Origin of the sequence: Micromonospora sonneratiae, assembly GCF_042679305.1 — a bacterium.
GTDB lineage: Bacteria > Actinomycetota > Actinomycetes > Mycobacteriales > Micromonosporaceae > Micromonospora_H > Micromonospora_H sonneratiae.
The window spans coordinates 1-21,833 of record NZ_JBHTMP010000092.1; the positions used below are offsets into that span (position 1 = coordinate 1).

Genomic DNA, 21,833 nt, shown 5'->3' on the forward strand with positions numbered 1-21,833 from the left:
ATCTGCTCGCTGGGCGGCCTGCCCTGCCTGGCCGGCTACGCCTCGGCGGCATCGCCGACGGTTGACGAGGCGGTGGCCCGGCTGCGGGCGGCGGGGGCGCGACGGGTGGCGGTGGCGGCCTACTTCCTCGCCCCGGGGCGGCTCTACGAGTCGGCTGCGGAAGCGGGCCGGGAAGCCGGGGCGGTGGCGGTGGCGACACCGCTGGCAGGGGTCCCGGAGTTGGCCCGGCTGGTACTGGCGCGGGTCGATGCGGCCCGGCGTGAGCAGGGGCAACGCGATACCGGCCGGTCCGGTGTGGACGCGGCACCCGGAATGCTGCTCCCGCTTGTCGGCCCGAGACGGCCGGGGCCGGTCCGCTGTCCGGTGGCGGCCCGCTGTCCGGAGGCGGTGCGGGCGGTCGGGAAAGCACTCGCCTGATCGCGGTTCAGAATGCGTCGGCCCGAAGATGACCAAGAAAGCACTCGAGTGATCACTGTGAAGAACCAACATGATCACCGAGAAGAACCAACGTGATCACAGGGAACAACCGACATGATCGCGGGCAACGAAAAGTAACGGGTCGAAAGCAGAGAATAAATGCGTCCACTCGAAGGTGGACAATAAAACGCCCTGGGGGAGCGTTCCCCCAGGGCGTTTTCGTGCTGTGGTGGGTTGGTCAGGCAGAGTGAGCGCGTAGGACCCGCAGGCCGCCACGGCGCTTAACAGCGCGACGCTCTTCCTCGCTCATTCCGCCCCAGACGCCGGCGTCCTGACCGGATCCGAGTGCCCACTGGAGGCACTCGTCGGCCACGGAGCAACGCCGGCAGACGGCCTTGGCCTGCTCGACCTGCAGGAGAGCCGGACCGGACGTCCCAATCGGGAAGAACAGCTCCGGGTCCTCGTCGCGGCAGGCAGCATGGTGACGCCAGTCCATGGCGGCAACACTCCTCATTCTGGATGGGTGGCGGTGTATTGCTGGATCGTTCCCATATGCAGACGCGCGGTGCCAATCACGACGGTGTACGCCCATCGTTTTTCGGCGGCGCGTGAGCAGGCTGTTGGGCCCGTGGGACCTGCCGAAGGCTTGTCACAAAAGTGAGCGCGCCCTGGCAATGTCCCGGTAACTCAAGTTCGCTTGTGAATACTTTCACGAACTCTCGCGATGTCAAGGGTAACGCTCAGAAAATGTCCGAGCGGGTGAGCTAGCTCACGACCCCTTTGTCCGGATTTCGGCGCTAGCCGAGATCCGTACTGCCACAGCCGATAGTCAATATAGTACAGTCCGAGCGACATTGCAGACATTTCCGGCATCAGCTTCCTTGTGGTTGGCTGGTACCGCAAGGCCCCAGGTGTCTGGTACCCCAGGGTCAGCAGATTACTCTTAGTGCTGCCGCTACGGATGCAAAACGCACTTTTTCTCGCTCTCCGAGATAGTCCCCATCGAGCTGGAACGCCTGCGGATGGCCTGCCACCAGCGTGAACTCGTCCAGATCGGGGAGGCGAAGCACCTGACGCCCCCGAGGATTGGGATTCCGCGAGAACATTTGCGTAACGGTGCGTGCAGTGCTTGGTACGTGGAGCTGTCGTAGTGCCAGTACGTCCAACCCGAGATCGAAGGATGCGTCTGGATTTGGGTTTATTTCACGTTCGCCGAGATATGTCCAAGGTGCGGTGTTTTGAATGATTACCGTGGCAAGGTCGTTTTCGGCCGGGGCCCCCGGCCGTTCCAGACTGATCGCCGGGTGCCGATGACCGCCCAGGAAGTACTGGCTGATCGTCGCGCGGAGATAGAGCCCGGCGGTGGAGACCTGGCCCCGGCGCCGGGCCCGCTCGACCCGACGCACCACCGCCGCGTCCAGTCCGAACCCCGCGCAGAACGTGAAGTAGCGGTCGTCGGCCCGGCCCAGGCCGATGGTGCGCGACCGGCCCTCCCGCAGGCTCTCCAGGATCACGCTCGTTGCCTCTGGCCACCCCCGGGGCAGGCCGAGCGCGCGGGCGAAGACGTTCGTCGAGCCGCCGGGAACCACCGCCAGGGCGGGCCGCCGCTCGGCGGACGTCCGGTGCCCGTCGATCGTGGCCGGCTCGGCGCTCATCAGGCCGTTGACCACCTCGTTGACCGTTCCATCGCCACCCAGCGTCACCACGAGATCGACGCCGGCGTGGACCGCGTCCCGGGCCAGGGCCACCCCGTGGCCCCGACGGCGGGTGTAACGGACGGTGAGGTCGACCTCGCTGCGCAGCGCCCGTACGAGAACGTCCCGGCTGCGCTCACTGGTGCTGGTGGCCCTCGGATTCACCACCAGGACAGCCCGCATGGCCGGCACTGTACCCCTGACCAGCCGCGGGTATCGTTTCGCCCGTGACCATCGACTCCCCTGCCCTGCCCGGTCCACTGCGCTGGGCGGTCTGGCTGCTCCGAGGTGAGGCGGTCGCCCTCGGGCTGGTGGCGGCGTTCCTGATCTACAAGGACCTGACCGCGTCCGCCTCCACCGACATCGTCTCGGCACTCTTCGTGACCGGATTCGCGATCGGTGGCGCGGCGGCACTGTGGGCGTTGGCCACCGGGCTCGGCCGCCGTCGGGCGGGCGCGCGTGCTCCCGCGATCGTGCTGCAGCTTATGCTCTTCCCGGTCGGCTACTACATGATCGAGGGCGGCCTGGCCTGGTTGGGCGTGCCGCTTATCGTGCTCGGTGCGTTGCTCTGCGGGTTGCTGGTCTGTGCGCCGACCAACCGCGCCCTCGGGGTCGGCTGACCGTACGAGGCTCCGGGTCGGCCGGCGTAAGGGGTCGGCCACCGTATGGTGTCGGTCGACCTACCCCCCCGGGAGGGCCGGTCAGATCCCCGAGACCCGGCGGGTCAACAACGTGATCGTCGCCCGCCCGTCGCGGGTGGTCGCCTCGGCGGCCGTGGTCAGCGCGGTGAGCACCTTCCAGGCGAACGACGACTCGGCCGGGAGCCGGGCGCCTGACACGGTCGGCACCGAGACCTCGACGGTGAGCGCCTCGTCCGTGACGGCGAAGCGGCAGTCGAGCTCGGCATCCGGACCGGCGATGGCCAGGAGCATCGCGCATGCCTCGTCCACCGCGATACGCAGATCCTCGATCTCGTCGAGGGCGAAGTGCAGCCGCGCCGCGAGTCCGGCGGTTGCGGTGCGCAGTACCCCCAGGTAGCCGCCGTCGGCGGGCACGGTAAGCAGCACGACGTCGTCATCGATCGTCGTCTGGGCTGTCAGGTAAGTCACCGGCGCCATCCCCTCGCCTGGGGACTCTACCGGTTCGCCGCGCTGGCCGTCGGCAGGTGGGACGCCAGAGCGCGCAGCGCCGTACCGGTCAGGCGGTAGGGGACCCACTCGTCCAGCGGCGCGGCGTCGATCGCCCGGTAGAAGCCCGCGGCCGGATTCCAGTGGATCATCATCCACTCCAGACGCTGGTAGCCGCGCTGCACGCAGAGGTCGGCCAGGGTGGCCAGCAGCAGTCGACCGGTGCCGGTTCCGCGACCGGACGGCCGTACGTAGAGATCCTCAAGGTAGATGCCGTGGCCACCGGCCCAGGTGGAGAAGTTGAGGAACCACAGGGCGAAGCCGAACGGTTGGTCGTCGAGGTCCACCGCGACGTGACCGAAGAGGGCCGGCTGCGGCCCGAAGAGCGCGGTGTGCAGCCCCTCCTCGGTCAGGTGGCACTGCTCCGGCGCCTTCTCGTACGCAGCCAGTTCATGCACCATCTCGACGATGACCGGCACATCCGAGGGACGTGCCGGCCGGATCGTCGGCACCGGCGGGTGACTCACGCCTGCTTGGTCTCCCAGAAGATCTTCGAGATCTCGTCGATCTTCTGAAGCAGCTCGTCGGCCTTGGCCGGGTCGGTCGTGCCCTTGGCGCCGGTGGCACCGGCGAGCTTGGTGGCCTCGTTGAACAGCTGGTGCAGGTTCGGGTACTTCTCGAAGTGCTGCGGCTTGAAGTAGTCGGTCCACAGCACCCACAGGTGGTGCTTGACCAGCTCGGCCCGCTGCTCCTTGATGATCAGAGCCCGGGTACGGAACTCGGGGTCGGTGTTCGCCTGGTACTTCTCGGCGATCGCCTTGACCGACTCGGCCTCGATCCGGGCCTGGGCCGGGTCGTACACACCACACGGCAGGTCGCAATGGGCGCTCGCGGTGCGGCGCGGGGTGAGAATGCGCGGAAGTCGCATCAGGGCCCTCCAAGGAAGTTCTGCGATGATCCAAGCCGACACTACTACTGTGGTACGTCCCCGGCCGAGCGGAGGTGAAACCTGGTGTCAACGGGTCGGACGGCACCAGGGGTAGGGCCGTTGGGCCCGTTGTTCGCCGTACTCGTGACCGGTCCGTCCATGGCCCCGACGCTGCGGCACGGCGACGCGCTGCTGGTGCGGCGCGGTGGCCGGGCGGTCCGTGCCGGTGAGCTGGTGGTGGCTACCTTCCGTAGCCGCCCGGAGCTGCTGGTCGTCAAGCGCGCGGTCCGCCCGTTGGACGACGGTTGGTGGGTACGCGGGGACAACGAACTGGTCACCGACGACTCCCGGCGGTACGGGGTGGCCGACGTGCTGGGCCGGGTGCTGGTGCGCTACTGGCCGCGTCCGCGATGGTTCGGTTACCGACCGGTATGACCCTGCTCACGGTTCCTGACGCTGGACAACACTATGCTGTCCATTCAGAGGTGCCCGGGCGATCCCCGCAGTGCACCGCCGGTTTGCTGACCCTCGCGCCGAGCCGGCTTGGCCAATCTGCTCGATGCCTGCTGGGAGTCGCCCATGTCACCGTCTACTGTGGAATTCACTGATCGCGTCTTCGGGCTGCACCGCGGCGGGAAGATGGCGATCACCTCGACGGTCCCACTGACCAGCCGTGAGGACCTGTCCCTCGCCTACACCCCCGGGGTCGCCGAGGTGTGCGAGGCGATCGCCGCCGACCCCGCGTTGGTGGCCGACTACACCTGGGCCTCGCGGGCCGTCGCGGTGGTCACCGACGGCTCGGCCGTACTCGGACTGGGCAACATCGGCCCCCGGGCGGCGATGCCGGTGATGGAGGGCAAGGCGGTGCTGTTCAAGCAGTTCGGCGGCGTCGACGCCGTGCCGATCTGCCTCGACACCCAGGACGTCGACGAGATCGTCTCGGTGGTCACCGCGCTCGCCCCGTCGTTCGGCGGCATCAACCTGGAGGACATCAGCGCGCCGCGTTGCTTCGAGATCGAACGTCGGCTCGACGAGGCACTGCCCATTCCGATCTTCCACGACGACCAGCACGGCACGGCGATCGTGGTGCTGGCCGCGCTGCGTAACGCCGCGACCCTGCTCAACCGCAAACTCGGCGACCTGCGGGTGGTGGTCAGTGGGGCCGGCGCGGCCGGGGTGGCGGTGACCCGGATGCTGGTGGCCGGCGGGGTCGACCCCGACGAGGTGGTGGTCTGCGACTCCCGGGGCATCATCCACCAGGGGCGGTCGGACCTCACCGCGCCGAAGGCGGAACTGGCCGTGCTCACCAACGCGGCCGGCCGTACCGGCGACGTCACGGACGCGCTGCGCGGGGCGGACGTACTGATCGGGGTCTCCGGCGGGCAGATTCCCGAGGCTGCGGTGGCCGGGATGGCCCCGGGCGGGATCATCTTCGCGTTGGCCAACCCCACGCCGGAGGTGCACCCCGAGGTCGCCGCCCGACACGTCGCGGTGGTCGCCACCGGTCGTAGCGACTTCCCCAACCAGATCAACAACGTGCTGGCCTTCCCGGGAATCTTCCGGGGTGCGCTGGACGCACGGGCGACCCGGATCACCGACGGGATGAAGGTCGCCGCCGCGGACGCCATCGCCGGGGTGGTCGCCGACTCCCTCCGGGCCGACGCGATCGTGCCGTCCCCACTCGATCCTCGGGTCGCCCCGGCGGTGGCCGAGGCGGTGGCGGACGCGGCTCGCCGCGACGGCGTCACGCCCTGACGTAGGCAAGGGCCCTTTTCGTCGCTTCCTGCCGTGGAAGGGGCCCTTTCCAACCTCCCACCCGGCGGCGTGCGCTGTTAACGTGCTGATCATGTATGCCGCGTACGCAGCCAGGTTCGACACAGACAGCCCGTTGGCCGCGCTCGCCGTCGGTGAGCGGCCCGACCCGGCCCCGCAGGATCCGGACTGGGTGACCGTGCAGGTCCGGGCCAGCTCGCTCAACCACCACGACCTCTGGTCGCTGCGCGGCGTCGGGCTCACCGAGGCCCGGCTGCCGATGATCCTCGGCTGCGACGCCGCCGGGGTCGACCCGGACGGTAACGAGGTCGTCGTGTACCCGGTGGTCGCCGACCCGACCGATCCCCGGGGCGTCTCGATCCTGTCCGAGAACCATCCGGGCACCTTCGCCGAGCGGGTGGCGGTGCCGCGGGCGAACCTCGTACCCCTGCCGGCCGGTATGCCGTTCACCGATGCGGCCTGCCTGCCGACCGCCTGGCTGACGGCCTGGCGGATGCTGACCACCCGGGGGCGGATCGACCAGGCCGACGCGGTGCTGGTGCAGGGCGCCGGGGGAGGGGTGGCGACGGCGGCGGTGGCGCTGGCCGTCGCGTCCGGCAAACGGGTGTACGCGACCAGCCGTGACGCCGGGAAGCGGGAGCGCATCGAGGCGCTCGGGGCGACCGCGCTGGAGCCCGGTGCGCGGTTGCCGGAGCGGGTCGACGTGGTCATCGAGACGGTCGGCGCGGCGACGTTCGACCACTCCATGAAGTCGGCCGCTCCCGGGGCCCGGATCGTGGTCTCGGGCGCGACGGCCGGCTACGAGCCGAAGGTGAACCTCCGGCGGGTGTTCGCCATGCAGTTGGAGATCCTCGGATCGTCGATGGGTACGCCCGGCGAGCTGGCCGACCTGCTGGCGTTCTGTGTCGCCCGTGAGGTTCGGCCGGTGATCGACACCGTCTACGGGTTTTCCCAGGTCGAAGAGGCGTTCGCCCGGCTGGAGTCCGGTGAGGTGTTCGGCAAGGTGGTGCTGGACCACACGAAGTGACCAGCCTCTATCGCTGTCCGGAGTTGATCCAACACGCGCGGTTCGCATCGTGAAAATCTGGACGTTTTCCCATGCGAAAACGGACATGTTCGAGAGTGGTAAGCCTGCGAAAACGCATATCTAAGTCGAGGCAAAAACTCTCTTCAGGAAAACTAAAGACTGGGAAATTCGCGCTTTTGTCGCGCATCCTGATCGAATAGGCACGCCGGGTACAGTCAGGCCGTTCTGCTGCTGATGGCCAACGATGTCTTGTTCGAAAGGATCAGATCTTGAAGTTTTCGGCGGCGCGGAAGGGCGCAAGACGCGCGCCGCGATTCCCTTCGGCGGGATCGCGGCTGACACGACGTCCGGTGCGCTCGACGGTGGTGGGCTTGGCGATCCTCGGCGTCGTGGCGACGGGGGTCGGGGTGGCGGTCGCTGCCAGCGACGGCTCCGGCTCGATGACGGTCACTCAGGACGGTGCGATTGTCGACGGCCAGGAAATCAAGGGATTCGTGCACGTCAAGGCCGATAACGTCACGATCAGGAATTCGACGATCCGGTACGGCGGCGATCACGCGATCCAGGTGTTCGACGGTTCCGTCGGAACGGTGATCGAGGCCACCAGGGTCCACTGCGAGAAGGACCAGACGAACGGCATCGTCTTCGGCGGCTACGTCGCTCGCCGGGTGGAAGTGTTCGGGTGTCGCAACGGTTTCCTGTACTCGGACGAGTCCCCGGCGACGATCATCGACTCGACCTGGAACGGTCAGCCGGTGGAGACGGCGGCAGCCGTCGAGCCGACCGACACACCCGCCCCGGCCAGCGCCGCCCCCAGCGCGACGAAGACCGCGACGCCGAAGCCGTCGACCAAGGCGGCAGGGGCGGATCGACAGCGCTCGGCCGGCACCTTCGACGGCCCCAGCGGATACCCGGGGCCGGACAACACCGGGGTGCCCTCCGGTACGACGCTGCGGCCGTCCGGGTCGATCACCCTGGCCCAGGATGGTCAGGTCGTCAGCGGGCTCAACATCAAAGGCTGTGTACTGGTCACCGCGAAGAACGTGATCATCCGTAAGTCGCGGATCACCTGCGGATCGCCGTACTCGATCAGGACGAAGGATGCCGACAACCTGCTCGTCGAGGATGTCGAGATCAACGGGATGGGTAAGAACACCGCAGCGGTCTGCTGCGGGGAATACACCCTCCGGCGGGTCGAGATATTCAACGTCCTGGACGGCCCGAGACTGGGTGACAACACGGTCGTCGAGCAGTCCTGGATTCACGATCTGGTCCGGGTGGGTAGTTCCCACAATGACGCGCTACAGATCACCGGCGGATCCAATGTCGTCGTACGTGGCAACTCCCTCGAGGTCTACAACTCGACCACCCGGGATCCGCTCAACTCCTGTCTGATGATCGGCTCGACGACGTCACCCAGCGTCTCGAATCTGGTCTACGAGCAGAACTACTGCAACGGTGGGAACTACTCGATCGGGATCCGGTCGGATCTCCGCGCCACCAATATCGCGTTCCGGAACAACGTGTTCGGCCGGAATTGTCGGTACGGAATCATCGCCCGGTCGCAGCATCCCGGCCTTTCCTGGGACAGGGCAACCAACATCTGGGTGGACAGCCGAAAACCAGTGCTTTAGTAACCCTGCTCCAGTGAACCCTGCTTCAGTGAACCCTGCTTTAGTAACCCCTCGGCGGTCGACCAGGCGGCCGCCCACCGTGGACCCGCGCCCCTCGACGCGGGTCCACGGTGCGTGCCGTGGCAGTGGCGGGTACGACGATCGCCAGCCAACTCGAAGTGGTGCTGGAGCGATGACGGCCCGGCTCCGGGGCAGCTTGGGGCGGAGGTGCCGCAGAACTGCGCTCAGAGTCGGTTGTCGAGGTTGGCCAATCCGTCCTGGATCACACCGCTGGCCAGCCGACCCTTTGCCGCCGGATCGCCGTAGAGGGACCAGCGCAGGAAGTCCACCGTCGTGTCGACGACCACGTCGAAGGCGCGGTTGCCGGTCCGTAGCAGCGACTGGCCGTGATCTCCCTGGGGGAGGCTGAGCATCGCCTTGGGCCAGGGCACCCGGTCGTACGCGGCCTTGCCGGAGGCGTACGACACCACGTCGTCCAGCTCACCGTGTACGAAGAGTTGCGGCGCGGTGGGGCCGGCGAACGCCGTACCGACGCCCAGCGCGCTGCCGGCCAGCACGATCCCGGCGTCGAGCCGCTCGTCCCGTCTGGCCGTGAACAGCCCGACAGTGGTGACCCCACCGGCGGAGTGACCGGCTGCGGCCACCCGGTCGGTGGCCAGATGGCCGTTCAGCGGGTCGTCCCGGCGGTCGAGCTTCAGCACCTCGGTCAGCACGTACGAGGCGTCGGCCGGCTGGTTGATCACGTCGAGTACGTCGAACCTGGCCGCGCCCTTGCTGGTATGCGGGTAGGTGGGGGCGACGACGACGAATCCGGCCGCCGCCCAGCGGCTGAGCAGCGCCGCATAGTCGGCCGGTCGACCGGTCAGTCCATGGCTGAACACGACGACCGGGAAGCGCCCGGCGGCCACCCGCGCCGAACGCTGCGGAGTTTCACCGGCCATACCGACAGCGGGGTACCAGACCGTGGTCGGCAGCGGACGCTTCCCGTCGCGGTTGAGCTGCAACTCCCGTACACCGACGGCCGAGGACCTGGCCGGTGCGACGCCAGCCGGAGGGGTGAACGGCTGACCGGTCGTCGCCGGGGCGGTCATCGTTGGCGCAGCCGTGGGTGACTTCGTACCGTCGGCCACGGCTGCCCGTTGGTCGGAACCGGTCGAACAACCGACCAGGCCCACCGCCAGCAGAACGGTGGCCGACAGGGCTGCGGTACGACGTCGAGGCATGTTCAGATTGTGCCCTGCCGACGCACTGCACCGGACCCGCTGCGGATTCAGCCGGTCGGGTCCGGTGGACAGGGCTCAGCCGGCCGGTCCGGGAGCTGTGACCAGCGCTGCTTTCAGCCGGGTGATGTCGTCGCGGTCCTTCGCCCGTCGCGGACGCTCAGGCATCCAGACCGGATACATCTCCTTGAGTTCGATCTGGCTGCGCGGGCAGATCGTCCGACAGGAGACGTCGCCGAGCCGTCCAACCGGGCCGTCCAGCATCCCTTCGGGATAGGGGCTGCCGGCCCATCGGCCGGCCGCACCGACGACCACCCGATCCCGGGCGTCCCGGGCGAGTAGCGCGAAGCTCACCTCGACCCCGTCCTTGACCAGGTCACGCTGCAACTCGGGCGGTACCCGAGGATCGTCGACGAAGCCCCGGTCGTGCAGCGCGCTGGCCAGCCGGTCGGCGTCGGCGGCCCAGCAGAACCAGTCGACGTCGACATGTGGTCGGGTCAGTTCGCCGAGGAAGAAGTCCATCGCCCAGCCACCCCGCAGCCAGACGTCGACCCCGTTTGCTGCGGCAACGTCGGTGATCTCGCCGATGATCCGTAGTTGCCGGCGAGACAGCTCATCGATCATCGATGGCCAGCGTATCCGTCTGATCCTTCCGCCGCACCTGTGAATCACGGGGCCGCTTGCCCAGGTCGGCGACATCGTTCGTCGCCCAACAACCTGTCTGGCGCGTTGTGCCGCAGTACTACGGTCGGCCTCGATCCTCAGAGAGGGAGTCAGTGGGCAAGGAGAGCCGTAGGGCCAGGGCACGCCGCGCGGAATCCACGGTTGGCCCGAGCAGTCGACTGAAGTTTGCCGTGCTCGGCTCCGTCTTCCTGGTGTCCGGATTAGGGTGGGCGATCGCCTGCGGCGCCTACAAGTGGCACCTGGCGACGAAGACGGACCGGCTTCGGGCGGAGGGCGTTCCAGTCACCGCGTCGGTGTGGGACCGGCGAAACAACATGGGGAGAGGCGGCGGGACCGACACCATAGAGGTCTACTACATGTACGGCGGAAACCAGTACCACGCCCGGATTCTCTGCGGGGGGCCGACCGGGTGCCGTTCGGAGCCACCGAAGGAAATGATCCTGCGGGTCGATCCGGCGAGACCCGATGAGTTCCTGGCCAGCAACGGCAACACCGATGACTCGGTGGCGATCTTCAACGCCTGGGGCGGTATTCCGTTCGGACTGCTTGTCGGGGCGATCGGGGGCGTGCAACTGGTCGCGGTATTCAAGACAGGCTCTCCTCGGCGCCGGGTGACGAGCCCGGCTCGCCGTGCCGGCACCGCAGGGTGACTCGGTTCTGGCCTTCGCCCTGCTTCCCCGTCGGCGGCAACCACGAGAAGCATCAATCACCGAGGTTCCCAGTCGATCAGTGCCGGCCCGGCGAAGACCGATCCACCGTGTACGACGCGGTGCCCGACCGCCTCCAGACCGGTCAGGTCGAGACCGTCGAGCACCTCGCGTACGGCCGCCGTGTGGTCGCCGCCCGGCTCGCCGATGTCAGCTTGGCGGCCGGTCCTAGGTTCAGGGCTGGCCGCTGGTTCGGCGACAACCAGAGTCAGGCGTCGTCGTCCTCGTCGTCGAGCCGGGCCAGCCAGGTGGCGAACCGTTCGATCGGCGTTTCGAACTCCGGGTTGATGTCGACGAAGTCCCGTAGGCGCTCACTGAGCCACTCCAGGGTGACCGACTCGTCACCCCGCCGCTCGACAAGCTCCTCGATTCCCCGATCGGTGAAGTACATGGCGTTCTCGTTTCTCGATCAGAAACCCGACCGGCGGTTCGGGGACCAGTCAAGACTGGCCCCCGAACCGCCGGCAGCGGGGCTAATGGGTCACGGGCGGGGGAGAGCCGCCTCGATGATTGCCGCCTGCTCGACGTCGTGCATCTTCGCCGAACCGACCGCCGGGGCGGCAGCCGCCGGGCGGGAGATCCGCCGCAGGCGTACGCCGTCCAGGTGCTCCAGCAGGTTCAGCGCGACGAACGACCAGGCACCCTGGTTGGCCGGCTCCTCCTGCACCCAGGCGAAGTCCTCCGCGTTGGGGTACTGGGCCAGCACCGCCTGGATCTCCGCCACCGGCAGCGGGTAGAGCTGCTCCAGCCGGACCAGGGCGGTGTCGGTGATGCCCCGCTCGGCACGGGCCTGCACCAGGTCGTAGTAGACCTTGCCCGAGCAGAACAGCACCCGCTTGACCGACTCCGGCCGCAGGTCCGCAGTGTCGCGCAGGACCGGCTGGAAGGTGCCGGACGTGAACTCCTCGACCGAGGAGATGCAGAGCTTGTGCCGCAGCAGCGACTTGGGCGTGAAGACGACCAGCGGCTTCCGCTTCGGCGACAGGGCCTGCCGCCGGAGCAGGTGGAAGTAGTTCGCCGGCGTGCTCGGGATGGCGACCCGCATGTTGTCCTCGGCGCACATCTGGAGGAAGCGCTCCGGACGACCCGAGGTGTGGTCGGGGCCCTGGCCCTCGTGCCCGTGCGGCAGCAGCAGCGTCACCGACGACTGCTGCGCCCACTTCACCTCGCCAGAGGAGATGAACTCGTCCACCACCGACTGCGCGCCGTTGGCGAAGTCACCGAACTGCGCCTCCCAGAGCACCAGCGCCTCGGTGTTCTCCACCGAGTAGCCGTACTCGAAGCCCATCGCCGCGTACTCGCTGAGCAGCGAGTCGTGCACGAAGAACCGGGCGTGGTCGCTGGTCAGCGCCGACAGGGGAATGTGGTCCGCGCCGGTACGGGCGTCGACCACGGCCGCGTGCCGCTGGACGAAGGTGCCCCGCCGGGAGTCCTGGCCGGCCAGCCGGACGGTCACCCCGTCGTGCAGCAGCGAACCGATGGCGAGGATCTCGCCGAAGCCCCAGTCGATGCCGCCCTCGACGGCCATCTTGGCCCGCCGGTCGAGCAGCTGCTGGATCCGCTTGTGCGGGGTGAAGCCCTCCGGCAGGGTCGCGTGGGCCGTACCCACCGCGTTCACCACGGAGACGTCCACGGCGGTCTCCACCGCGGGCTCGGGCTCCTCCTCGCGACGCGGGCGGGGTCCCGACTTCGGCAGGGAGGCGGCGTCCCGGGTGGCCTTGAAGACCCGCTCCAACTGGGCCTGGAAGTCGCGCAGCAACTCCTCGGCATCCTCGACGGTGATGTCGCCCCGACCGATCAGCTCCTCGGTGTAGAGCTTGCGCACCGACCGCTTCGAGTCGATGATCGCGTACATCAGCGGGTTGGTCATGGCGGGGTCGTCGCCCTCGTTGTGCCCGCGCCGCCGGTAGCAGACCAGGTCGATCACGACGTCCTTGTTGAACGCCTGCCGGTATTCGAAGGCCAGCCGGGCAACCCGGATCACGGCCTCCGGGTCGTCCCCGTTGACGTGGAAGATCGGTGCCTCGATCATCCGGGCGATGTCGGTGCTGTAGAGGCTGGAGCGCGAGTGTTCCGGCGCGGTGGTGAAGCCGACCTGGTTGTTGACCACCACGTGCACGGTGCCGCCGGTCCGGTAGCCACGCAGCTGGGAGAGGTTGAGCGTCTCGGCGACCACACCCTGCCCGGCGAAGGCCGCGTCACCGTGGACGAGCACCGGTACGACGGTGTAGCCCTCCAGCTTGAGGTCTATCCGGTCCTGCTTGGCCCGGACGATGCCCTCCAGGACGGGGTTGACCGCCTCCAGGTGCGACGGGTTCGCCACCACCGAGACCTTGATCGAGTGCGCGCCGTCCGGGGTGCTGAACTTGCCGCTCTGCCCGAGGTGGTACTTCACGTCACCGGAGCCCTGGGTGCTCCGCGGGTCGAGATGCCCCTCGAACTCGGAGAAGATCTTCTCGTACGGCTTGCCGACGATGTTGGCCAGCACGTTGAGCCGACCCCGGTGGGCCATACCGATGACGACCTCGTCGAGGCTTCCCTCGGCGGCGGCCTCCAGCACCTCGCCGAGCAGCGGGATCAGCGACTCGCCGCCCTCCAGCGAGAAGCGCTTCTGGCCGACGTACTTGGTCTGGAGGAAGGTCTCGAACGCCTCGGCGGCGTTGAGCCGGTTGAGCACGTGCTTCTGCTCGTCCGGAGCGGGCTTCTCGTACTTGCGCTCGATCCGCTCCTGAATCCAGTGCCGCTCCTCCGGGGCCTGGATGTGCATGTACTCCACACCGACCCGGCGGCAGTACGAGTCGCGCAGCACGCCGAGGATGTCCCGCAGCTTCATCCGCTGCTTGCCGGCGAAGCCACCTACCGGGAACTCGCGGTCCAGGTCCCAGAGGGTCAGACCGTGCTGGAGGACGTCCAGGTCCGGGTGCTTGCGGATCTTGAACTCGAGCGGGTCGGTGTCCGCCATCAGGTGACCGCGCACCCGGTAGGCGTGGATCAGCTCGTGCACCCGGGCGGTTTTGTTGATCTGCCCCTCGGAGCTGACCGCGACGTCCCGTACCCAGCGCACCGGCTCGTACGGGATGCGCAGGGAGGTGAAGATCTCGTCGTAGAAGTCGTGACCGCCGAGCACCAGCTCGTGCATCACCTTGAGGAACTCGCCGGACTGCGCGCCCTGGATGATCCGGTGGTCGTACGTGCTGGTCAGCGTGATGATCTTGCTGACGGCGAGGTCGGCGAGGGTCTCCTCGGACATGCCCGCGTACGGCGCCGGGTACTCCATCGCGCCGACGCCGATGATCGTGCCCTGGCCGACCATCAGCCGGGGCTGCGAGTGGACCGTGCCGATGCCGCCCGGGTTGGTCAGCGAGATGGTCGTGCCGCCGTAGTCCTCCATGGTCAGCTCGTTGCGCCGGGCGCGCCGGACCACGTCCTCGTACGCCTGCCAGAACTGGCGGAAGTCCATCTGCTCACAGGCCTTGATCGACGGCACCACCAGGTTGCGGGAGCCGTCCTTCTTGACCAGGTCGATGGCGATGCCCAGGTTGACGTGTTCCGGCTGCACCAGCACCGGCTTACCGTCCGCCTCGGCGAAGGAGTTGTTCATCTCCGGGTGCAGGGCGAGTGCCTTGACCAGCGCGTACCCGAGCAGGTGGGTGAAGCTGACCTTCCCGCCCCGGCCCCGGGTGAGGTGGTTGTTGATCACGATGCGGTTGTCCACCAGCAGCTTGGCGGGCACGGCCCGCACGCTGGTCGCGGTGGGCACGGACAGCGAGGCGTCCATGTTCTGCACGATCTTCGCCGCCACACCACGAAGCGGGCTGGTGGTGGCACCGGACGGAGCGCTCACGGCGGCGGGCTTGGCGGGGGCTGGAGCGGTCTTCACGGACGTCTCGGTTACCTTCGGCGCGGCTTCAATCTTGTTGGTGGGCTGGGGCGGAGCTGGGGGAGCGAGCTTGGCGGCCGGCTCAGCCTTGGGCGCTACCGTCGGCGCCGCGACCGGCTTGGTGTCGGTCGGTGCGGCAGCGGCGGTCGTGGTCTCGACCGTCGGCCGGTAGTCAGCGAAGAAGTCGTGCCAGGCCGGGTCGACACTGGCGGGATCGGCGAGGTATCGCTGGTACATCTCCTCGACGATCCACTCGTTGGGGCCGAAACCCGCAAGTGGGTTCTCCTGAGAAGTCTGCTGGGTCGACACGGCCGGTAATCGCCTCTTTCACGCAGGTTGTGTTTCACGTGGGTATGTCGCCCACGTGGGCCTGGAAGACGGACCCCAGGCTACGCGGTGCACCGGCAGCCAGCATTGGCGCATCCGACCCGTGTCGCGTCTCACACGCGAAAACCAGGAAAGAGTATCTCTTGTTGAACTCTCTGTGCTTGGGGATGCGGGAGGCACCCGCATCCCCAGCGCAAATCAGGAGATATCGCGGGTACGGACGAGCAGGGTGCCGATGACGCCGGTCACCGCCGCGTAGCCGATCAGGATTGCCGCGCCCACCCACTGTGGTGGGCTGCCCGGCAGTTCGTTTCCAGTGATCATCAACTGCGACGCGATGGACGGCACGATCACCTGGAGTTCGAGGATCCAGTCCGCCTTCAGCCATTGCTGAAGGACGACGAAGAGAATGCTGGCTGCCGTCGTGCCGAGCAGGTAGAGCACCACCGCCGTGATGGTGGCACCGATCTGGCTGCGGATGAGCACGCCGAACCCGACACCGAAGATGCCCCAGAGAACGTAGGCCAGCAGGTTCAGCAGGATGGCCTTGATGATCGCCGAGTCACCGAGGTGGTGGTCCACGCCCTCGGAGGACAGGAAGACCATCGTTGCCGGAATGTTGATCGCAGTGGTGATCAGCCAGAAAACGGCCCCGAACAGGGTGGCGGTGACCAGCTTGGCCAGCACCACGGCAGTGCGGTGTGGCGTGGTGAGGAAAGTGGTGGTCGCCGTCTGGTGGTAGAACTCGTTGGTCACCACCACGATGCCCAGCAGCATCACGAAGAGCAGTCCGAAGAACTGTCCCGACGTGTAGAGGTTTGCCGCCTGCACCACGACATCCATTTGGGCCTGGACCTGTTCGACCTGGTCCGGTGGCATTCCCTCGGGAATTTCCATGCCCAACGTGAAGTGCGCGCTGACCGCGTTGAACGCGAAGGCCAGCACCAGCATGACCAGGGCGCCGAGGCCGAACAGCCACCAGGCGTTGGTCGTACGGATCTTCAGCAGCTCGGATCGGACGAGGTTCATCGGATGCCCGCCTTTCCGGCCGTCAGTTCGAGGAAGACCCCTTCGAGGTCGGGGCGTTCGGTGGTGAGTTCGTGCAGCTCGATCTGGCCGGTGAGGGCCGCCCGGCCGACTGCCGGCGCGTCCAGCCCGTCGATCAGGAGTGCACCGTCCTCGGCCTGGGTCACCGTCGCGTTCAACGCGGTCACCGCCTTGGCGAGGTCCTCACCCTGGGGCGTACGGACCCGTACCCGGACGCCGTGCGCCATCGACCCGATCACCTTGTCGACCGGACCCTGCTGGACGAGTCGACCGGCTGCGATGATCACCACATCGTCGGCCAGCAGTTGCATCTCGGAGAGCAGGTGGCTGGAGACCAGCACGGTACGGCCCTCGGCGGCGAGCGCCTTGAGGAAGCCTCGCATCCAGCGGATGCCCTCCGGGTCCAGACCGTTGGCCGGCTCGTCCAACACCAGCACCTGGGGATCACCGAGCATCGCCGCAGCGATACCCAGCCGCTGCTTCATACCGAGCGAGTAGCCCTTGAACTTGCGCTTCGCCGCTGGCGTGAGCCCCACCAGGGCGAGTGCCTCGTCGGCCCGCTCCTTCGGCAGCCCGGCCGCCGCGCAGATCACCCGGAGGTGGTTGATCCCGGTCCGGCCCTTGTGTGCGCTGGACGCTTCCAGCACCGCACCCACGTGCCGCAACGGCTGCTGAAGGTCCGCGTAGCGCTGTCCTCCGAAGGTCGCCTGGCCCGACGTCGGCGTGACCAGGTTGAGCAGCATACGCAGGGTAGTGGTCTTGCCGGCACCATTCGGGCCCAGGAAGCCGGTCACCCGACCGGGCTCGACGGAGAACGACAGACTGTCGACCGCCCGTACGTTGCGGTACTGCTTGGTCAGGCCGGACACGACGATATGGCCGGTCTCGCTGCCGGGGCGTTGTTGCCCGTAGGACATTTGTCTCCTCCCCTGAGGCCGCACCTCATCGGGATGCGACGTTGCTCAGCGTGACGAGTCTAGGAAGCCCGGTCAATCATGAGCAGTGCCGAACTCGGCCTCCTACCCAGGTACGAGGCCTCCTACCCAAGCAGGAGACGACCACCTCGGAGTTGGTGTTCGCAGGTTTTCGCGGCTGATGAACACCCCTAGGGTATCGCGATGTATCGCGTTACTATCGCGGTAGACGACCGCCGTTCCGATCATCCCGATCGGACCGCCGACGAGGGGTCAGGATGGCCAACTGGACTGTGAAAAACCCGCTACGACTCACCGTCGACGATCCGGTCAGCCAGCTCGACGTCCGACTCGTGACGGGCCGGCTTAACGTGGTCGGCACCGACGGTCCGGCCCGGGTGGAGGTCACCCGCGTCGGCCGGATGCCGATCACGGTGGAGTACCACGAGGGTCGGCTGGTCGTACGGCATGAGCGGCACTGGCGCTGGACGGGACTGCTGCCGTGGTTCACGCTGTTCGGCCGGCGGTGGCAGGTTGACGTCTCGATCGCGGTTCCCGCCACGGTCCGAGCCGAGTTGCAACTGGTCGACGGTTCGGTGGTCGCCTCCGGTCTGCACAGGTCCACCACCGTGGAGGTCACCTCCGGGCAGATCACCCTGATGGGCCTGCGTGGTCGTACGACCGCCACCCTGGTCTCCGGGCCGGTGAAGGCCCTCGGAGTCGCCGGTGACCTCGCCATGGAGACCACCTCCGGTGAGTTGATCCTCGCGGACGGCTCCGCAGAACGCATCCGGGCCAACACCGTCTCCGGCGCCATCACCTGTGACCTGGACAACCCGCAGCACAGCGACATCCAACTCAGCGCCACCTCGGGCAGCGTCACGGTCCGCGTCCGTGAGGACAGTGATCTGGCCGTACGGTTGCACACTACCTCCGGGCGGATCACCAGTGCGTTTCCACAGATCCAGCCCGGTGGGCGGTATGCGCTCGGGAAGGAGAGCCGGGGAATTCTGGGCACCGGCGAGGGCCAGCTCTCGGCATCGTCCACCTCGGGTAGCATCTCGCTGCTCGCCCGACCGGTGGACGACGAGTTGGCCGACCCGGCGGCAACCCCGGACCCGTCGGCGATGGTGGAGGAGGCCAGGTGACCGCCGTGTTCAGTCACGGTCGGCTGCGGCTCTACCTGCTCCGGCTTCTCGCTGACGGGCCGAAACACGGCTATGAGCTGATCCGGCTGTTGGAGGACAGGTTCCACGGGCTGTACGCGCCCAGCGCCGGCACGATCTACCCCCGCCTGCAACGGTTGGAGGTCGAAGGCCTGGTGGCGCACACTGCGGCCGGCGGCCGGAAGACCTACGAGATCACCGACGCCGGTCGGGCCGAACTGCGCCAGCGGGCCGGCGAGCTGGCCGACCTGGAATCGGACATCCGGGCCTCGGTGGCGGACCTGACCAGCCTTGCGGACGAGATCCGGGACGAGGTGACCGGGTCGGTACGGGACCTGAAGCGGGAGTTGCGCGAGGCGACCCGGCAGACCCGGGAGGCCCGGCAGACCCGGCGGGGCCGATGGGAGGCGCCCCCGTCGATGCCGGTCCCGCCCGCGCCCTACCAGGGGCAGGAGAGCCTTGCGGAGTTCGACCAGCGGCTGACCGCCTTCGTCGCCGAGATACGGTCGTTGGTGTACGGTCGTCGATTCACCGACGCCCAACTGAGTACGGCCATCCGGGTGCTCGACGGCACGGTCGACGGGCTGCGCCGCCTGCTGCGTTGAGCGCGAACATGACGAGTTGGGCAGCCGCGCCGAGGGGCACTGCCGATCACGGTGGGAGGAGGATCGACTCCCGACGACGTTCTCAGCTTCTCCTCAGGCAATCTCCAGGCGACATGCAGCGGCGGGACGGAGGATGGGGGCATGGCCGCTCCGCAGACCGAGGCACGACTGCTTGTCGTTGAAGACGACCCGAACATCCTCGAACTGCTCTCCGCGAGCTTGCGCTTCGCGGGGTTCGACGTGGCCACCGCCACCAGCGGCAGTGCCGCGGTCACCGCAGCCAGGGAGCGTCGCCCCGATCTGGTGGTGCTCGACGTCATGCTGCCGGACCTCGACGGGTTCGAGGTCATCCGGCTGATGCGGGAGAACGGGACGCGTACGCCGGTGGTGTTCCTGACCGCCCGGGACGCGACCGACGACAAGATCCGTGGGCTGACCCTCGGTGGCGACGACTACGTCACCAAGCCGTTCAGCCTTGAGGAGTTGACCGCCCGGATCCGGGCGGTGCTCCGGCGTACGGCCACGGGCGAGCACGCCCCCTCCCGGCTGACCTTCGCCGACCTGGAGTTGGACGAGGAGACCCACGAGGTGACCCGGGCCGGGCAGCGGGTGCAGTTGTCGCCGACCGAGTTCAAGCTGCTGCGCTACCTGATGCTCAACGCCAACCGGGTGCTGTCCAAGGCGCAGATCCTCGACCACGTCTGGAACTACGACTTCCGGGGTGACGACAACATCGTCGAGTCGTACATCTCCTACCTCCGGCGCAAGATCGACAACACCCAGCCCCGGCTGATCCATACCCTGCGCGGGGTCGGTTACGTACTACGCAAGCCGCCGGCGTGACCGGCAACGGGTTGTTACTCAAGGGACGGTTGCGCGCAACTCCGCTCCGGCTCAAGCTGGTCGCCGCGGTCCTGGCCCTGGTCGCCGCCGCCCTGGTGGTGATCAGCGTGACGACCACCTTCTTCCTCCGCAGCTACCTGGTCGAGCAGCTTGACTCCGAACTCCGCGACTACGTGCACGACCTGGAGACGGAGCTGGAGTGGGTGCTGTCCATCCCGGACGTAAACAAGATCACGGTTGGCCAACCACCCACCGACTTTGTGCTGGTCATTACCGACTCTCAGACTCAACGGGTCAAAGGCGCGGCCTACGACACTGGCCGATTTCGACTGGCTGACCTGCCACCCTGGCCGGAGACCGCCCAGGGGTTCGCCGACCTTGAGGGCGAGCCGCGCACCGTTCGGGCCCGGGACAGCCTGGTCCGCTGGCGGATGCTCTACACCGAGTTGCCCGGCGGTCTGAGGATCGCCGTCGGCCAGAACCTCGTCGACGTCGACCTGGCCGTCAACCGCCTGGTCTGGATCGACGTGCTGGTCGGCGGGGCAGTGCTGATCATGCTGGCGTCGCTGGGGGCGGCGATCGTCCGTACCAGTCTCAAGCCACTGGTGGAGATCGAGCGGACCGCAGCGGCCATCGCCGGGGGCGACCTCAGCAAACGGGTCCCGGATCCCGAGGCCGGTGACCCGGAGCCAACGAGTGAGCTGGGCAGACTCTCCCGGGCGCTCAATGCCATGCTGTCCCAGATCGAGGCGGCGTTCACCGCTCGGGCCGCCTCGGAGACCGCCGCCCGGTCGGCCGAGTCGGCGGCCCGGGACGCGGCCGTGGCGGCGCAGGCGTCCGAGGCGCGGGCCCGTCGCTCGGAGGAGCGCATGCGGCAGTTCGTGGCCGACGCCTCACACGAACTGCGTACCCCGTTGACCACCATCCGAGGCTTTGCCGAGCTTTACCGGCAGGGGGCGGCCGGTTCGCCGGAGGACACCGCGCGGCTGGTGCGCCGGATCGAGGACGAGGCGGCCCGGATGGGGCTGCTGGTCGAGGACCTGTTGTTGCTGGCCCGGCTGGACCGGGAACGGCCGTTGACCCTGGCCCCGGTCGAGTTGCCGGTGCTGGCGGCCGACGCGGTACACGCCGCCCGGGCGGTCGCACCCGATCGGGACATTCGGCTGGATGTGGTGCCGGGGTCCGGATCGCTGGTGGTGTTCGGCGACGACGCCCGGCTCCGCCAGGTCATCGGAAACCTGATGGCCAACGCGATCAACCACACCCCATCCGACGCCCGGGTCACCCTCCGGCTGCGCAGTGAACTGGGCAGCCTGGCCGTCGTGGAGGTCGCCGATACGGGTCCGGGGCTCACCCCGGAGCAGACCGAGCGGGTGTTCGAGCGCTTCTACCGGGCCGACTCTGCCCGTACCCGCCGGGCGGATGGTGCCACCGGTACCGGCCTCGGACTGGCCATCGTCGCGGCACTGGTGGCCGCGCACAACGGCACCGTCGAGGTGGTGGAGACTCCCGGCGGCGGTGCGACATTCCGGGTACGGCTGCCACTTGCCCCGGAAACTGACGAAACAGCTGATTCTCACAGCTAATCTCCAGCCTGAACTCAGGCCTGTTGCAGTACGAGAGAGGATGGTGGAGGGCATGAACGAGTACGAGACCGATCCGCGACGGCCATCGGCCGACGCCGATGCTGAGCCACCGATCCCCATGGACGAGTCGACTCGCGGTGAGCGCGGGCCGGCCGACTCGGAGCCAGCTTCCGCCCCGTCCCCGTCACCGGTGACCCCGCTGCCGTCCGCGCAGCCGGTCAGCCCTGCGTCGCCCGCCCGCCCCGCGCAGCCGG

General features: G+C 67.9%; 23 protein-coding genes and 2 pseudogenes. 12 read left to right on the forward strand and 13 right to left on the reverse strand.

Translation table 11 applies throughout. The annotated features are described in order from the left end of the window. On the forward strand, positions 1 to 417 hold a 417-nt coding region (locus tag ACFQ4H_RS32065), incomplete at its 5' end, for a CbiX/SirB N-terminal domain-containing protein (protein WP_377578520.1). Positions 418 to 655: 238 nt separating this feature from the next. On the opposite strand, the gene ACFQ4H_RS32070 is transcribed toward ACFQ4H_RS32065, so the two are convergent. Then, positions 656 to 913, reverse strand: a complete 258-nt coding sequence (locus ACFQ4H_RS32070) for a WhiB family transcriptional regulator (RefSeq protein WP_377578522.1) — start codon at positions 911 to 913, stop codon at positions 656 to 658. 433 nt (positions 914 to 1,346) lie between these two features. Then, a complete protein-coding gene (locus tag ACFQ4H_RS32075) occupies positions 1,347 to 2,294 on the reverse strand; it encodes a diacylglycerol/lipid kinase family protein (protein WP_377578524.1) in 948 nt (315 codons plus the stop codon). A 44-nt stretch (positions 2,295 to 2,338) separates the two neighbouring features. Between ACFQ4H_RS32075 and ACFQ4H_RS32080 the strand changes: the two genes are divergently transcribed. Then, the gene (locus ACFQ4H_RS32080) at positions 2,339 to 2,731 is read left to right on the forward strand and encodes a hypothetical protein (protein ID WP_377578526.1); all 393 of its coding nucleotides are present in this window, start codon (positions 2,339 to 2,341) and stop codon (positions 2,729 to 2,731) included. 81 nt (positions 2,732 to 2,812) lie between these two features. Here the strand turns inward: ACFQ4H_RS32080 and ACFQ4H_RS32085 are convergent, their stop codons facing one another. From ACFQ4H_RS32085 to sodN, 3 genes are read right to left on the reverse strand one after another with little or no spacing between them, the layout of a single operon-like run. Continuing rightward, on the reverse strand, positions 2,813 to 3,229 hold the full coding sequence (locus tag ACFQ4H_RS32085; RefSeq protein WP_377578528.1) for an ATP-binding protein: 417 nt from the start codon (positions 3,227 to 3,229) through the stop codon (positions 2,813 to 2,815). 17 nt (positions 3,230 to 3,246) lie between these two features. Next, the gene (locus ACFQ4H_RS32090) at positions 3,247 to 3,765 is read right to left on the reverse strand and encodes a GNAT family N-acetyltransferase (protein WP_449289037.1); all 519 of its coding nucleotides are present in this window, start codon (positions 3,763 to 3,765) and stop codon (positions 3,247 to 3,249) included. Next, entirely contained in the window at positions 3,762 to 4,166 is a 405-nt protein-coding gene (gene sodN, locus ACFQ4H_RS32095; protein ID WP_377578530.1) for a superoxide dismutase, Ni, read from the reverse strand. Before sodN ends, ACFQ4H_RS32090 begins: the two co-directional genes overlap by 4 nt. Positions 4,167 to 4,247: 81 nt before the next feature. Between sodN and ACFQ4H_RS32100 the strand changes: the two genes are divergently transcribed. From ACFQ4H_RS32100 to ACFQ4H_RS32110, 3 genes are all read left to right on the forward strand, one after another. Then, positions 4,248 to 4,601, forward strand: a complete 354-nt coding sequence (locus ACFQ4H_RS32100) for a S24/S26 family peptidase (protein WP_377578564.1) — start codon at positions 4,248 to 4,250, stop codon at positions 4,599 to 4,601. Positions 4,602 to 4,745: 144 nt separating this feature from the next. Continuing rightward, positions 4,746 to 5,921: an NAD(P)-dependent malic enzyme gene (locus tag ACFQ4H_RS32105; RefSeq protein ID WP_377578532.1), complete on the forward strand. Its 1,176-nt coding sequence runs from the start codon at positions 4,746 to 4,748 to the stop codon at positions 5,919 to 5,921. Positions 5,922 to 6,012: 91 nt separating this feature from the next. Next, positions 6,013 to 6,966, forward strand: a complete 954-nt coding sequence (locus tag ACFQ4H_RS32110; protein ID WP_377578534.1) for a zinc-binding dehydrogenase — start codon at positions 6,013 to 6,015, stop codon at positions 6,964 to 6,966. Positions 6,967 to 7,228: 262 nt separating this feature from the next. On the opposite strand, the gene ACFQ4H_RS32115 is transcribed toward ACFQ4H_RS32110, so the two are convergent. Further along, positions 7,229 to 7,417, reverse strand: coding sequence for a hypothetical protein (locus tag ACFQ4H_RS32115; RefSeq protein WP_377578536.1), 189 nt, complete (start codon positions 7,415 to 7,417; stop codon positions 7,229 to 7,231). On the opposite strand from ACFQ4H_RS32115, the gene ACFQ4H_RS32120 reads away from it, so the two are divergent. Beyond that, on the forward strand, positions 7,407 to 8,600 hold the full coding sequence (locus ACFQ4H_RS32120) for a right-handed parallel beta-helix repeat-containing protein (RefSeq protein WP_377578538.1): 1,194 nt from the start codon (positions 7,407 to 7,409) through the stop codon (positions 8,598 to 8,600). The genes ACFQ4H_RS32115 and ACFQ4H_RS32120 overlap by 11 nt on opposite strands. A gap of 224 nt (positions 8,601 to 8,824) precedes the next feature. Here the strand turns inward: ACFQ4H_RS32120 and ACFQ4H_RS32125 are convergent, their stop codons facing one another. After that, positions 8,825 to 9,823, reverse strand: coding sequence for an alpha/beta hydrolase family protein (locus ACFQ4H_RS32125; protein ID WP_377578540.1), 999 nt, complete (start codon positions 9,821 to 9,823; stop codon positions 8,825 to 8,827). Positions 9,824 to 9,898: 75 nt separating this feature from the next. Further along, complete coding sequence (locus ACFQ4H_RS32130; RefSeq protein WP_377578542.1) at positions 9,899 to 10,444, reverse strand: nucleotidyltransferase domain-containing protein; 546 nt, start codon at positions 10,442 to 10,444, stop codon at positions 9,899 to 9,901. A 251-nt stretch (positions 10,445 to 10,695) separates the two neighbouring features. Here ACFQ4H_RS32130 and ACFQ4H_RS32135 point away from each other — a divergent pair, with 251 nt between their 5' ends. Beyond that, a complete protein-coding gene (locus ACFQ4H_RS32135) occupies positions 10,696 to 11,154 on the forward strand; it encodes a hypothetical protein (RefSeq protein ID WP_377578544.1) in 459 nt (152 codons plus the stop codon). Positions 11,155 to 11,225: 71 nt separating this feature from the next. Here the strand turns inward: ACFQ4H_RS32135 and ACFQ4H_RS32140 are convergent. The 5 genes and pseudogenes from ACFQ4H_RS32140 to ACFQ4H_RS32160 all read right to left on the reverse strand — a co-directional run. Continuing rightward, positions 11,226 to 11,360: pseudogene (locus tag ACFQ4H_RS32140) on the reverse strand (acetate kinase); the annotation flags it as partial. Between the two features lie 59 nt (positions 11,361 to 11,419). Then, entirely contained in the window at positions 11,420 to 11,602 is a 183-nt protein-coding gene (locus ACFQ4H_RS32145) for a DUF6104 family protein (protein ID WP_377578546.1), read from the reverse strand. A gap of 90 nt (positions 11,603 to 11,692) precedes the next feature. Next, entirely contained in the window at positions 11,693 to 15,400 is a 3,708-nt protein-coding gene (locus ACFQ4H_RS32150; protein WP_377578548.1) for a multifunctional oxoglutarate decarboxylase/oxoglutarate dehydrogenase thiamine pyrophosphate-binding subunit/dihydrolipoyllysine-residue succinyltransferase subunit, read from the reverse strand. A gap of 216 nt (positions 15,401 to 15,616) precedes the next feature. After that, entirely contained in the window at positions 15,617 to 16,447 is an 831-nt protein-coding gene (locus ACFQ4H_RS32155) for an ABC transporter permease (RefSeq protein WP_377578550.1), read from the reverse strand. Beyond that, complete coding sequence (locus tag ACFQ4H_RS32160) at positions 16,444 to 17,382, reverse strand: ABC transporter ATP-binding protein (RefSeq protein ID WP_377578552.1); 939 nt, start codon at positions 17,380 to 17,382, stop codon at positions 16,444 to 16,446. Before ACFQ4H_RS32160 ends, ACFQ4H_RS32155 begins: the two co-directional genes overlap by 4 nt. A gap of 275 nt (positions 17,383 to 17,657) precedes the next feature. Here ACFQ4H_RS32160 and ACFQ4H_RS32165 point away from each other — a divergent pair, with 275 nt between their 5' ends. The 5 genes and pseudogenes from ACFQ4H_RS32165 to ACFQ4H_RS32185 form a co-directional block, all read left to right on the forward strand. Continuing rightward, positions 17,658 to 18,527, forward strand: coding sequence for a DUF4097 family beta strand repeat-containing protein (locus ACFQ4H_RS32165; protein ID WP_377578554.1), 870 nt, complete (start codon positions 17,658 to 17,660; stop codon positions 18,525 to 18,527). Further along, a complete protein-coding gene (locus tag ACFQ4H_RS32170; protein ID WP_377578556.1) occupies positions 18,524 to 19,150 on the forward strand; it encodes a PadR family transcriptional regulator in 627 nt (208 codons plus the stop codon). The genes ACFQ4H_RS32165 and ACFQ4H_RS32170 overlap by 4 nt, the downstream gene beginning before the upstream one ends. Positions 19,151 to 19,291: 141 nt before the next feature. Then, positions 19,292 to 19,993 (forward strand): response regulator transcription factor, encoded by a 702-nt coding sequence (locus ACFQ4H_RS32175; protein WP_377578558.1) that lies wholly within the window; start codon positions 19,292 to 19,294, stop codon positions 19,991 to 19,993. After that, positions 19,990 to 21,579, forward strand: a complete 1,590-nt coding sequence (locus ACFQ4H_RS32180; RefSeq protein ID WP_377578560.1) for a sensor histidine kinase — start codon at positions 19,990 to 19,992, stop codon at positions 21,577 to 21,579. The genes ACFQ4H_RS32175 and ACFQ4H_RS32180 overlap by 4 nt, the downstream gene beginning before the upstream one ends. Positions 21,580 to 21,631: 52 nt before the next feature. After that, a pseudogene (locus tag ACFQ4H_RS32185) lies at positions 21,632 to 21,833 on the forward strand (peptidase S1); the annotation flags it as partial.